Source organism: Paenibacillus vini (assembly GCF_018403325.1).
GTDB lineage: Bacteria > Bacillota > Bacilli > Paenibacillales > Paenibacillaceae > Fontibacillus > Fontibacillus vini.
The window spans coordinates 73,635-86,511 of sequence record NZ_BOSL01000001.1; the positions used below are offsets into that span (position 1 = coordinate 73,635).

Below are 12,877 nucleotides of genomic sequence, written 5' to 3' on the forward strand. Positions count from 1 at the left end.
TTGAGGTTTTAGCAAATTCAGCTCTAATAGTTAGCGAAGAAAATTCCAAAAAGAGTATAACCTACAAATCAATTGTACTCCCCACCAAACAGTGTTAATCTGAAAATCGGCAACCTTAAGTTTACACGCTGCCGCACACCTACAATAACCGCCGTTATGGCGATTCAGAAAGGTACACCATGATTAAAATAGATAACCTATCCTTCTCTTTCCCGCAAAAAGAGCTATATCAAAACATTTCCTTCACACTCGAAGAAGGCCAACACTGCGCCTTTATAGGCACGAGCGGCAGCGGGAAAAGTACACTGATCGAGATGTTGATGGACCCGGAAAGGCATTTGTTCGAGGGCAAGCTGGAGATTGACCCGGATTGTAGAATCGGGTACGTCAGTCAGTTCTCGCAGGTGGACAAAACGAAAGAAATGACCGTTTTTGAATATATCGGGGAAGACTTTATCAAGATCCAGGACGAGCTCACCGCGATTTATGCTGAGATGGAAACCACGTCGGATATGGATTCGCTGATGGAAAAGTATCAATCGGCGTTGGACGCACTCGATGCAATAGGCGGGGATGATTTCGAAAGCACAATTAATAAGCAGCTGAATCTCGCCAATCTGATGAAGCTGAAAGACGCCAGAGTATCTTCCTTGAGCGGCGGGGAATTCAAGCTGATTCAAGTCATGAAGGAAATGCTCGGCAGCCCGGACTTGATGATCATGGACGAACCGGACGTGTTTTTGGATTTTGAAAACCTCAACGCACTCAAAAAATTGATCAATTCCCACAAAGGCATGCTGCTGGTCGTTACGCACAACCGCTATCTGTTGAATCATTGCTTCAATAAAATCATCCACCTCGAAAACATGGAGATCCAGGAGTTTGACGGGTGGTATATCGATTATAACTTCTCGCTGCTTCAGACCAAGATCGAGCTGCAAGAAATCGCGGTCGCCGAAGCCGAAGAAATCGAGCGATACGATCACATCATCGATAATCTTAGAGAGATCGCAACGAATGTTGCAGACGCGTCCAGAGGCCGAGCATTAAAAGCCAGAGTTAAGTTTCAGGAAAGATTGGAAGCACGCCGAATCAAAGCGCCGTTTGTCGAGATCAAGCAGCCGAATATTCGTTTTGATCTGGATCGTGAAGTGGAAGACGCCACTGTTGTAAAGGTTGCCAATTACAGCGTCGCCTTCGACGAGCTGCTTCTGCACAACGTTAATTTTGAAATCCAATCTACAGATAAAGTCGCGATCATCGGCCCGAACGGCACAGGGAAAACGACTTTGCTCCGTGAAATCTTCAAAAACAACCATGACTCCATTGAAATCAATGCAGATGTGAAAGTGGCTTATTTATCGCAGCTTCAAGGCGAAACGCTAAAAGACTACAATACGATCCTTAATGAATTCATCGACGCTGGGTTCAAAACGTATGACGAGATTAGAGCGCATCTTGCGAACTACGGCTTTGAAGGCGATATTCTGGATCAGAAGATCCAATCATTATCAGGTGGAGAAAAAAACATGCTTCAACTGGCTAAAGTCGCTGGTAGCCAAGCCGACCTGCTGCTGCTTGACGAACCGACCAGCCATTTGGACCTCTATACGCAGATTGCGCTGGAGAAAGCCATCGAAGACTACAAAGGCGCGATTTTGATGATATCCCACGATTTCTATTCCGTCGTAAACGGCATGGATTATGTGCTGATCATTGACGACAAGACGATTAGAAAAATGAGTATGCGCAAATTCAGACAGATGATCTACGCCAGTCATTTTAATAAAGACTATTTGGAAAACGAACAAAAGAAAAAGGCCGTTGAAATGCAGATCGAATTAGCTTTGAAAAATACGGATTTTGAAACGGCAAAAGGCTTGGTCGACGAGTTGGAAGACATCATTAAGCAGCTTTAGACGGCAACGCTTATAGTAACGGTAGAAAAAGGCCAAAAAAGACACTGATGAATAATATCTCAGTGTCTTTTTACTGCATACTTATTGAATTCACTATGGCGTTCGCCAAACTAAGCGGCGTGAAGGAAGTTGCCTCTTATATCCATCGCTGCTGCGACCCCTATAAAGACAATTGTAAGGCGAGTGAAGCGCTGGGGGCATGGATCGCTGAAGAGGGCTATCAGCCGCTCGAGTAAATCCCGTTACTCTATCCGATGCATTCTTCCGAGGAAGTGAGTCGATATTTAGGAGTTATAAACTGATGGCGATCTACCACAAGACAACTGGATAACTATGGGCTCCTCCACTGGGACAGACGGCAGACCAATTTCGAGTGAATAAACGGTTGACAGCCATTCTAAAATGGGATAAGATAATGTCAGTCACCACTGACAGACATTGATGAAAAGCGAGGTGCTTGTCATAGACACCAGCAAACTGGGAAGCAGCGAAAGACTCTTGCTAGTGGCGATTGATCTCATCTCGGAGAGAGGCTACAACGGCGTTACTACACAAGAGATTGCTACGGCCGCCGGCCTGAGTGAGAAGACATTGTTCCGGCACTTCGGCAGCAAGCAAAGGCTTCTTGAGGCCGCCTTCGACCGGTATCATTACGCAGAAGAGATGAGAAAGATTTTTGAGGAGAAGCTGTCATGGGAATTGGAGAAAGACCTCCTGAGGATAAGTAAGACGTATCACGAGGTCATGAACCGCAATCGCAAATTGGTCCAGATCAGCATCAAGGACGAAGCTCAGATGCCGGAATTTAAAGAACGGCTGCATCGGCATCCTCTGCAGTTACTCGAGTTTCTGACGAGTTATTTCAACACGATGAGCGAGAAAGGCAAACTGCATTTAACGGATCCGAGGATGCAAGCTTTTACATTCATGATGTCGCAGTACGGGGCATTCGTGAACAATCTGGAAGCCGGGAAGAACTACCCGAGAATCGCGCTGGAACCTTTTATCGAGGAAAGTGTCAGGATGTTTGCTAGGGCTTTAACCCCCTAGCTATTTTTACAAGTATAATGTCAGTAAGTACTGACAGACAAAAAAGGAGCGGTTGATATGACAGGACAAAAAGAAAATCGGTATGATGTGGCAGTAATCGGCGGAGGACTGACAGGTCTTACGGCAGCCGTATATCTGGCTAGGTCGGGGAAGTCGGTTCTATTGCTTGAGAAGGACAGTCTGTTAGGCGGGCTTGCTCAAACAGAACGGATGAATGGCGCACTCTTCAATTTGGGGCCTCATGCGATGTATGAAGGAGGAGCCGCGCTTCAAATTCTGAGAGAACTCAATTGCCTGCCTGATGGGGGATATGCCTCCAAGGGCAGTATGATCGGCATTTGGCAAGGGAAGATGGTTAGTGTTCCCCAAGATTTAACTCTGGAGGAAAATGCGGAATGGGGCAAGCTGATGGGCGGATTAAGTCTGATCGACACTCATTCGATTCGTTCGACCAGTATTCAAGATTGGGTGGACCGACACGTCCGGCATGAACGGGTGCGCTTCTTCTTCTATGCGATGTGCCGACAATGGTCTTATTGCAACAATATGAGTGAGTTAAGCGCAGGTTACGTGATAGAGCAAGGTCAGCTAGCCGGTCAGGGTGTCCGTTATGTGGACGGTGGCTGGCAGACCGTTGTGAACGATTTGCGCGAAGCGGCTATTCAAGCCGGCGCTGTCATCCTGACCGGTCGCAGTGCCGAGCAAATCATGCATAAAGACGGTATCGTCGATGCGCTGTTGTTGTCGGATGGGACGAAAATCGAGGTGGATGCCGTTATCGCGGGAAGTGGTCCGAATGAGGTCTGCCGGCTCGTTCAGGGTGCGGATAGGATGTCAATCGGGAAATGGAAGGAGGAATCGAGCCCGTTGTATGCCGCATGTCTGGATATCGCGCTGAGACATCTGCCTCATCCTGAACGAGTTTTTGCACTTGGGCTGGATCAACCCTTGTATTTCTCCAAACACTCGGGGGCAGTTCAATTGAGCGATAACGGAGCGCATGTGCTCCATGCCATGAGATATAACGGCAACGAAGCAACAAGAGACGGCATGGCAGATGAAGCAGAGCTTACCCGTCTCCTTGATCTTCTGGAGCCTGGCTGGGAGCGGGAAGTTGTAGCTATCCGTTTCACGCCGAATGTTCTTGTCGCTCATGATTTACGCACGGTCCGCCATGGTGGGGCGGGGCCGGCTCCCGGACCGATTGTGCCGGAAATCCACGGATTATACGTCGCCGGAGACTGGGTCGGCGGGGATGGGCGCCTCGCGGATGCAGGCATGGCAAGCGCGAAGCAAGCTGCTTTGGAGGTGATCCGCAATGTCTAGCTCAGCTTCGTCTAAAGGGGTTAAGCTGGCTTACATGTTGGCCGTTGTCAACGCTGTCGTCATCGGAATTTCGTTCCTCTTTGTCAAAATGTCGCTTGACTACGCAAGCCCGTTCGATACCCTGACATTCCGCTTTGCCTCAGCGTTTGCCATCCTTTCCATCATGGCAGCGTCCGGTCTGTTTAAATTGAACTACCGTGGCAAACCGTTATACAAATTGCTGATCCTGTCCAGTATGTATCCAATCGGTTTTTTCACCTTGCAAACCTACGGATTGCAGGATGCAACTTCCGCAGAAGGAGGCATTATTAATGCACTTGCGCCTCTCGCGACGCTGTTTCTGGCATCGGTGTTTTTGAAAGAGAAGACGTCCCGGATTCAGAAGCTATCCATCCTCTTGTCTGTGTTAGGCGTCTCCTTTATTTTCATCATGAAGGGGAACGGCATCGGCTTTACCCATATGAAAGGTGTTCTACTGTTGCTGCTGGCTTGCGCGGCTTTCGCCGGATACAGTGTGCTGGCCCGTTCCGTATCGAGATATTTTAGCACATCGGAGATCAGTTTTTTCATGGTGGGGGTTGGATTTGCGGTATCGCTACTATTTTCTTTTGCCTCCCATATGTGGGAAGGTTCACTGCGTAGTATGATGACACCGCTAGCGAGCATGACGTTCGTGCTGCTGATTCTCTACCTTGGTGTGGTTCAAGTCGCCACCGCACTGATGGGGAACTACATCTTGTCCCGAATCGAAGCTTCGCGAATGGGCGTGTTTATCAACTTGTCGACGGTCGTCTCCATTGCCGCCGGCGCCTGGGTTCTCAGTGAACCTGTTGCTTGGTATCATTTCATCGGTTCAGCGTTTATTGTTGCAGGAGTCATTGGAACGAATCTACGTATACGGAAGGAAGAGTTGGCCATATGAGTACAGTATTGTTTGTAAAAGCGAATAATCGGCCTGTAGACCAGGCAGTGAGCGTAATGTTGTATCAAGCCTTTCTGGACAGCTACAAAGAGAGCCATCCTGACGACAAGATCATGGAACTTGATCTTTTCAAGGAAGATATGCCTTATCTGGACGCCGATATGATTAATGGTCATTTCAAGGCCGCTCGCGGCATCCCGCTGACAGGACCTGAACAAAAGGCTGTCGAAGTGGCGAGCAAATACTTGAATCAATTCCTTGCCGCGGACAAAGTGATCTTCGGGTTTCCAATGTGAAATATGACCCTACCGGCCGTGCTGCATACCTACCTGGATTATTTGAATCAAGCCGGAAAAACCTTCAAGTATACGGCGGAAGGCCCGGTAGGTCTCATTCCGAATAAGAAGTTGGCGCTTCTTCATGCGCGTGGAGGGGTTTACTCCGAGGGACCATCTGCAGCAATGGAAATGGCCTTTTCCTACATCCGAAATATCATGACCTTCTTTGGTGTAACTGATTTTACGAATGTCATTATTGAAGGGCATCACCAATATCGGGATCAGGCAGAAGCCATTATTGCCGAGGGAATCGAGAGCGCAAGGGAAATGGCGGTTGGCTTCTAAGGGACTCTAGGCTAAGCTTTTAACGGGTGGCCTTAAAACTTGCCTTTACAGACAGCACGGCGAACCGTACCACAAGTAAGCACAGACCGATCGTTAAGGGAAGCCTCAAAGAACAATACATTATCTTTGAGGCTTCTTTTGGCTGTTAAACGGTTATCTTACTGATTATTTCGTTATTACCTTGGAGAAAGAAAGCAATTAGGACATGAAACACATGCTCAAATGATACCTCTTTGATAGTCGGTATAATAAGTTCATGCTCAATCTCCGACCTGCGATTTAGTGACCCATTCTTCTCAGCCTCAAGAGACCCAATCCTGTCCGTTTCTCCACAATCTGAAAATAAATCTGTTCCCATAGTGAACGTTTTAACTCATGCACGAAATTGCGGTCTCCGAAGCCGAAGAAATCGAGCGATACGATCACATCATCGATAATCTTAGAGAGATCGCAACGAATGTTGCAGACGCGTCGGGTCCCGTGAACCCCACAGGACAGAATGATTACCGAATGTGCCCAACTGCTTCACCAATGCCTTACCCATATTGCCAGTTCCCATAACCGAAATGTTCATAATCATCACTCCTTCTTCTTATTGATCTTAGCTTATCAAGTTGAGGGAGCTTACAGAAGTTCCGTATTTTCGGGGCCATGCAACTTTTGGTTTCGTCACCTAACACCCATTTATACATGGCAGCCTCAATGCCGATTAAATAAATATACATAGATCCCGATGACACCTAAACGACCCTTTCGAGAATTACGTATTTTTTGGAGGACAACCGTTACTGGGATTACCGATTAGCAATTAAATGGAGGTTATATCACATCATGGCAGAGGACTTTAAAAGTAGTATGAATAACAAGGGTTATTTAAAGAATGTTAAACGAGTTTTCATCTCTTCTACATTAATAGCCTCTATGGCAGTACCCGGAAGTTTGGCATCCGCAAGTGAATTGCCAAATAACCGAAATAGTTATAATCCGGTTGCTGGCACTATTCAGTATAACGACTTCAAAAATGGCCAGTACTGGTCACAAGATATGTTGTGGGCGATAGACAAAGGTATTATTAGTGGGTATCAACACACAGTTAACCCCGCTAATCCTAAAAACAAGGAAAAAGGGAACTGGTTAAATCCTTATGGGGATTTATCGGAGGCTCAGATGTTATCTATTATTTTCCGGTATATGCATCCACAAGAGTTAGACAGTACAAAACCGTTGAATAATTGGTGGGCAGCTCAAGCTTATCAACTAGCTAGTAAATACAAAGTACCGACAGTGGGTTCTATCCAAAATCAATCAAAGGCTAATGGGGTAGTAACCCGTGGTAAGTTAGCAAGAGCTATGGCTACTCTCCACTTCGGTAAAGAGATGAGTTTAAAAGATTCTGTACAGTTTATGTATGATGCAGGTCTATCTAGTGGTAAAAACGCATCACAAGGCTTAACTTATGATAATTACGGGGTAGACGATAAGTTAGCTAGAGCACATATGGTATCTTTTATGAAACGTTATGATACTTTCCTTAGTTCAGGGGGTAAAGTAACACAGCCAACAACCCCTTCATCTACTATAATTGCGCCGTCTGAAAACAACAATGCATTTGGCTTGACTGTTCAATACGGTAGTCATACTTACGCAAGTAGAAATCAAGCAGAATATGATGAAGTAATGTCAATTGTTCAAGCTAAAATAACAGATTCTTATGACAAGATTGACTTAGCTGTTGATGAGGATGTGAATCGGTATTATCATGAGTATCTTGACGGAGCAAGGGGGATTAGAGGAGATCGATTAGACCCTGTTGTAAGAGAGAGAAGGAATACTAATCTTCTTCGAGCAGAGAGCACTTTTGGAGGGCTGGTAAATGCCGGATACAGCAAAGAAGCTATCATAGAAATAGATAAAGGTATAAGTATAGCGAAGAGTTTATCAAGTAGTGCTACCATTCCAGACGGTCCGAGTCGGCCTGGTTCTGCGTATACCCTTTTAGTGGATGGAGTAAAGACGGGCTACTCAGAAGCCACTGTCTATTCAGCAGTATTTGATTCGTTGGGTTACAAGACAGTCATTTTAGTAAAGAGCGTAGATGGGTATTTATATGAAGGGGTTCTAGTTGAAGTTGATGGTAAGTGGGTAGACGTGTCCAACAGCTTTAGCCGCGATTTATCCACGGTTGATATACAAGAATTATATTCAAAAGGTTACAAAGACGATGTATTACATCAAAAATAACGAGTGACTTTGATTCAGTGATATATAAGATTAATTAATTTATAGGACAGCCGAATATTCGATTCGACTGTCCTTTTCTCTTTAAAGGGACCGTTATTTATGATACGGTTCACCGCACTGATTTAAAGGTGATGCTTCCTGCTATAGGGTAGACATATTTTTGTCACCTATACGAATTTGTCCGCTCATGATAATCTTTTTTAAGAATAGGGCTTGAGGCCTGCTTCGATTCAGATGAGGCAAAAAAATAGAAGGAGATTTTATATGTATTTTACGAAGAAGACCGGCGTGTTTTTATTGATTGCATCCATTCTCATTGGACTTACGTATTTCCAACCAGTCAATCCAGCTTATGCGTCCCCTCTGTCAGCAAGTATAGACATTTTGAATCCCTTGTTGAAAGCTGGCGAAAGTTCTAGGGTGACTATTACATTTTCAGAACAGGTGACAGGCTTTTCGAAAGAAAGTATAACCGTTCCGCACGGCACCTTGAGTGAGGTAACTTCAGACGATGGAGGAATGACGTGGACGGCAACGCTAACGCCGGCTGATGGTATATCAGCAAGTAACAATGTCCTTACGCTGGATTTTAGAGACATAGCTGATCTGGCCGGAATCAAAGGTATAGGCACGGTCGATTCCAGCAACTATGTGGTCGATACAAGAAGACCGGCATTTGCCAGTCCGATCAGCATCTCAAATCCCTCGTTAAATATTGGGGGGAGTTCCACGGTGACGTTCTATTTCACGGAAGAGATAACAGGCTTTACGGTTGATGACATAACCGTTTCGAACGGCACCCTGAGTGAGGTAACTTCATCCGATGGAGGAATGACGTGGACGGCAACGCTAACGCCGGCTGCCGGTGTATCAGCGCTGTACAACGTTCTCACAGTGCATTACTCGGGCGTAAAAAATCTGGCCGGAAACACAGGCATAGGCTCGGCCGAATCCACAAACTATAAGGTCGATACGATCAGGCCGTCATTAGCCAGCTCGATTGAAATCTCGGATGTCTCATTAGCAAATGGAAAAGCTTCCACGGTGACGTTCCAGTTCATGGAGGCGATAGTAGGCTTTACGGTTGACGACATAACAGTTCCGAACGGCACCTTGAGCAGCTTGTCTTCCTCCAATGGGGGAATGACATGGACGGCAACACTAATGCCGGACGAGAATGTGATAAATCCGTACAACGTCCTCACGCTGAATTATTCGGGCATAACGGACCTTGCCGGTAATGCGGGTACAGGCTTCGTCAATTCCGACAACTATGAGGTCGATACCATCAGACCGGAATTAGCAGGTCCGATTACCCTCTCGGATACGAACTTAAAATTGGGGGATACCTCCACAGTAACGTTCCAGTTCACGGAAGCGGTAACAGGCTTTACGGTTGACGACATAACGGTTCCGAACGGCACCTTGAGCGGCCTGTCTTCATCTGATGGAATAATATGGACGGCTACATTAACGCCGAATGCACATGTCAATAAGCCGAACAACGTCCTCACGCTGAATTACGCGGGGTTAGCGGACCGGGCCGGTAACGTAGGATCAGGCACGGCCCAATCTGGTAACTATGAAATCTATACAACCCGTCCGACAGCTGAGATCGTTGTCTCGGATACGTCGTTAACTGTGGGAGAGACTTCCTTGGTGACCATCACCTTCTCAGAAATGGTAACAGGCTTTACAAATGGCGATCTGGCGGTGATGAACGGTTCATTAGGCACGTTGACTACAGCTGATGGCGGAAAGACGTGGACGGTAACGTTGACGCCGAATGCCCATGTGGAGGAGATGACCAATGTCATCACACTCGATAACTCGGGTGTAATAAACTCGGCAGGTAACGCGGGTACAGGCAGGACTGATTCCAACAGCTATGCAGTCGATACGATTAGACCGACAGCTGAGATCGTTGTCCCGGATACCTTGATAACTAGTGGAGAGACTCCCACTGTGACAATCACGTTCTCTGAAGCAGTAAAAGGCTTTACGAATGGCAATCTTGCGATTCCGAACGGCACCTTGAGCGAGGTGACTTCATCGGACGGAGGAAAGACGTGGACAGCATTACTTACGCCAGATGCCGATACGGAGGAGATGACCAATGTCATCACACTCGGTAACTCGGATGTAACAGATGTGATGGGCAACGCGGGTACAGGTACAACGACATCTAATAACTATGGAGTTCATACTATCTTACCAACAGCTGAGATAATCGTTACAGATACCTCCTTAACCGTAGGAAAGACTTCCCTGGTGACAATCACATTCTCAGAAGTGGTCGAAGGCTTTACGAATGATGATCTGACAGTGGAGAACGGTACATTAAGCCCTGTGACTTCATCTGACGGGGGAAAGATATGGACAGCAGTTCTGACCCCTCAAGGCAATGTAAGTTCAAAAGTCAACTTCATTAAGCTTCAAAATCAAGGCGTAACCAATATCGCGGGCAACAAGGGAGAGGGTATAACCCAATCGAATGCCTACTCCGTTCTGACTGTAACTCCAGCTGGGGGCGGCGCGACAGAGTCTTCCTCGCCTCCAGCTGCTGCTTCGCCTCCAGCTGCTTCGCCGGCAAGCTCTGTTACATCTACAAACGGCAACCTGACGCTTCCGACTGGCAGGGCGGGTACGGTGAGCTTGAGGGATGAAATCCTCATATCAGTTCCGGCAGGAGCTTCGCTTCAGGAGCTGAGATTATCGGTCGAAAAGCTGTCCGATCTACAAGGCTTATTGACTAAGCAGGAGATACTGGCAAGTCCGGTGTTTGAAGTGCTCAAAAACTTTCCGGAGAATTTCAGTAAGCCGATAAAATTAACACTAACATTCAATCGCTCCATTCTGAAAGCTGATCAGACAGCTGCTGTATTTTATTATGATGAAATAAAGAAGATCTGGGTGAAGGTCGAAGGCGGGAAAATTGAAGGTGACCAAATTACCGTAGAAGTCGATCATTTAACGAAGTATGCAGTGCTCGTGGTGGATATCAACACGGAGGCATCCGTGGATGACAGTCCGAGGGATGTCCTGGTTCGTGACATTTCCATGCATTGGGCGGAGGGAAGCATTAAGCAGGCGCTAAGTAAAGGTCTTGTTTCTGGTTATCCGGACGGCACGTTTAAGCCAAATGCTTCGGTAACGCGTGCCGAGTTTTTGCTGATGTTAATGAATGTAATAAATGGTGACGAAACAGTAGCGGACCCGAGCTTTACGGATGCAGACGAGATTGGAGATTGGGCCAAAGGGGCTGTTTCCAAGGCACTGCAGGCAGGCATTATTAACGGTTATGCAGATGGCTCCTTCCGGCCTAATGCGAACATCACCCGAGCCGAAATGGGAGTAATGGTGGCAAAAGCACTTGATCTGCCTCATGCAGGGAATGACTACGCTCTATTTGCGGACCATAAAGAAATTCCTGCCTGGGCAAAAGATTCAGTGACAGCATTGAAAAGTCTGGGTATCCTTAAGGGGACGAGTGCCAATAAATTCAATCCGGCAGCCAGCACAACAAGAGCGGAGGCAGTAGTTGTTCTAATGAACATGCTGGAGCAGCTCAAAAAGAAATCATAACTGTCTGGCAGCTTCCATGTGGAGGCTGCCTTTTTACGATCTAGAAAACTCTATGGATTGTTCCTATGTAATCTTACCTGAAGAACAGAGGTACCCGATGGGTTAGAACATTGTGAAGTTTGCGAACTATCCAAACAGCGGAATCGCGTCATTTGGGGTGAAGGAAACCCTAAGGCTCCGTAAGGGAACACCAATGCAGGAAAGCCGGTGATGATCCAGGTCTCATTTTGTCCGGCTAAATACCCGAGAATATAATATTTCTCAACTGAACGACCAGACTTTTAAGTTCCTTCTCCCTCTCCAAATAATACAGCGAGGCCTGTATCAACGGATGATTCGCTTCCTCCTTACTAACCTCCGTCTGGATAAAACGGTAAAGCTCCCTTATTTCCGAACGATATACGGCACCGGCCGGGATCGTGTTAATGGCTTTATCCATTTCCCGAAACAGTTCTGAAAGAATCTGCCCCTTCTCACCCTGCCGGTCCTCGAATCCCCAGTTTAAGTACCTTTCGAATGAAGCTTGGTTCAGCATAGACTTAAGATCGGACGTCTTCATATGCTTAACGAGCACATGGAGCTTGTCCAAGATGAATTTCGCCGTTTCTTCGAGCGATAACGACCTCTCCTCATATACAATCCAAAATAGATACTCCTTCAGAATCGCCCGATAGATGGCAACTAAATCCCATAGGTACGGTTCGATATCCTCGCCAAACACATGCAGCAAGCACTCTCTATGCCATCGGATGAGCCGGCCCCTAACCTTGTGTCTGAGCGGCTGAAACTTGGGATCCTGTTGTATGGGGAGCTCAGTAAACTCGACCAGAATATGCTTGTACTCCATAAAGTAGCGGAATCGCAAAACGATCTGCTGGACAAACTGTTCTTCCGGCGATAGTCCGGGGAGACGGGTCAGCTCCTCGACTTGATCAAAATAGTTGTTATGACATAGATTAAATACCTCGCTAAAAAGATCCTCTTTGGAAGGAAAGTATTTATACACCGATCCTTTGGCAATACCGCAATCCTCGGCAATATCCTGTATCGTCGTCGAAAGGAACCCGCGTTCCTTAAAAAGCCTCGTCGCTGATTGTACTACCTCTTCCCTTGTCACAATCATAAAAAAGATTTCCCCCCTTGACCTGCTATGAATTATAGTACAAAATATAAAACATCAAGTCAAATGACTGGCAGTTCACAAATCATAA

Annotated in this window: 9 protein-coding genes and 1 pseudogene; 8 read left to right on the top strand and 2 right to left on the bottom strand. The window is 46.5% G+C overall.

Features of this window, described 5'->3' with window-relative positions:
- Nucleotides 1-179 precede the first annotated feature (179 nt).
- The 6 genes and pseudogenes from KJS57_RS00355 (at nt 180) to KJS57_RS00380 (ending at nt 5,840) form a co-directional block, all read left to right on the top strand.
- A complete protein-coding gene (locus KJS57_RS00355) occupies nt 180-1,919 on the top strand; it encodes an ABC-F family ATP-binding cassette domain-containing protein (RefSeq protein WP_213653321.1) in 1,740 nt (579 codons plus the stop codon).
- A gap of 47 nt (nt 1,920-1,966) precedes the next feature.
- On the top strand, nt 1,967-2,155 hold the full coding sequence (locus tag KJS57_RS00360; protein ID WP_213653322.1) for a hypothetical protein: 189 nt from the start codon (nt 1,967-1,969) through the stop codon (nt 2,153-2,155).
- 205 nt (nt 2,156-2,360) lie between these two features.
- Nucleotides 2,361-2,969, top strand: coding sequence for a TetR/AcrR family transcriptional regulator (locus KJS57_RS00365; RefSeq protein WP_213653323.1), 609 nt, complete (start codon nt 2,361-2,363; stop codon nt 2,967-2,969).
- A 57-nt stretch (nt 2,970-3,026) separates the two neighbouring features.
- Nucleotides 3,027-4,295: a phytoene desaturase family protein gene (locus KJS57_RS00370; protein WP_213653324.1), complete on the top strand. Its 1,269-nt coding sequence runs from the start codon at nt 3,027-3,029 to the stop codon at nt 4,293-4,295.
- Nucleotides 4,288-5,217 (top strand): DMT family transporter, encoded by a 930-nt coding sequence (locus KJS57_RS00375; protein WP_213653325.1) that lies wholly within the window; start codon nt 4,288-4,290, stop codon nt 5,215-5,217. The genes KJS57_RS00370 and KJS57_RS00375 overlap by 8 nt, the downstream gene beginning before the upstream one ends.
- Nucleotides 5,214-5,840 (top strand): annotated as a pseudogene (locus KJS57_RS00380) (FMN-dependent NADH-azoreductase). The gene KJS57_RS00375 and the pseudogene KJS57_RS00380 overlap by 4 nt, the downstream one beginning before the upstream one ends.
- Nucleotides 5,841-6,279: 439 nt before the next feature.
- On the opposite strand, the gene KJS57_RS00385 reads toward KJS57_RS00380, so the two are convergent.
- Nucleotides 6,280-6,420, bottom strand: coding sequence for an NAD(P)-binding domain-containing protein (locus KJS57_RS00385; protein ID WP_213653326.1), 141 nt, complete (start codon nt 6,418-6,420; stop codon nt 6,280-6,282).
- Between the two features lie 251 nt (nt 6,421-6,671).
- Between KJS57_RS00385 and KJS57_RS00390 the strand changes: the two genes are divergently transcribed.
- Both KJS57_RS00390 and KJS57_RS00395 read left to right on the top strand, forming a co-directional pair.
- Nucleotides 6,672-8,081, top strand: coding sequence for a hypothetical protein (locus KJS57_RS00390; RefSeq protein WP_213653327.1), 1,410 nt, complete (start codon nt 6,672-6,674; stop codon nt 8,079-8,081).
- Between the two features lie 264 nt (nt 8,082-8,345).
- Nucleotides 8,346-11,666, top strand: a complete 3,321-nt coding sequence (locus KJS57_RS00395; protein ID WP_213653328.1) for an Ig-like domain-containing protein — start codon at nt 8,346-8,348, stop codon at nt 11,664-11,666.
- Between the two features lie 235 nt (nt 11,667-11,901).
- Here KJS57_RS00395 and KJS57_RS00400 read toward each other — a convergent pair whose 3' ends face one another.
- Nucleotides 11,902-12,789, bottom strand: a complete 888-nt coding sequence (locus KJS57_RS00400) for a TetR/AcrR family transcriptional regulator (RefSeq protein ID WP_213653329.1) — start codon at nt 12,787-12,789, stop codon at nt 11,902-11,904.
- Nucleotides 12,790-12,877: the final 88 nt, after the last annotated feature.

Coding starts and splice junctions, on each gene's coding strand:
- KJS57_RS00355 (WP_213653321.1), top strand. CDS start 180: ATGATTAAAATAGATAACCTATCCTTCTCTTTCCCGCAAAAAGAGCTA.
- KJS57_RS00385 (WP_213653326.1), bottom strand. CDS start 6,420: ATGATTATGAACATTTCGGTTATGGGAACTGGCAATATGGGTAAGGCA.
- KJS57_RS00370 (WP_213653324.1), top strand. CDS start 3,027: ATGACAGGACAAAAAGAAAATCGGTATGATGTGGCAGTAATCGGCGGA.
- KJS57_RS00365 (WP_213653323.1), top strand. CDS start 2,361: ATGAAAAGCGAGGTGCTTGTCATAGACACCAGCAAACTGGGAAGCAGC.
- KJS57_RS00390 (WP_213653327.1), top strand. CDS start 6,672: ATGGCAGAGGACTTTAAAAGTAGTATGAATAACAAGGGTTATTTAAAG.
- KJS57_RS00375 (WP_213653325.1), top strand. CDS start 4,288: ATGTCTAGCTCAGCTTCGTCTAAAGGGGTTAAGCTGGCTTACATGTTG.
- KJS57_RS00360 (WP_213653322.1), top strand. CDS start 1,967: ATGAATAATATCTCAGTGTCTTTTTACTGCATACTTATTGAATTCACT.
- KJS57_RS00400 (WP_213653329.1), bottom strand. CDS start 12,789: ATGATTGTGACAAGGGAAGAGGTAGTACAATCAGCGACGAGGCTTTTT.
- KJS57_RS00395 (WP_213653328.1), top strand. CDS start 8,346: ATGTATTTTACGAAGAAGACCGGCGTGTTTTTATTGATTGCATCCATT.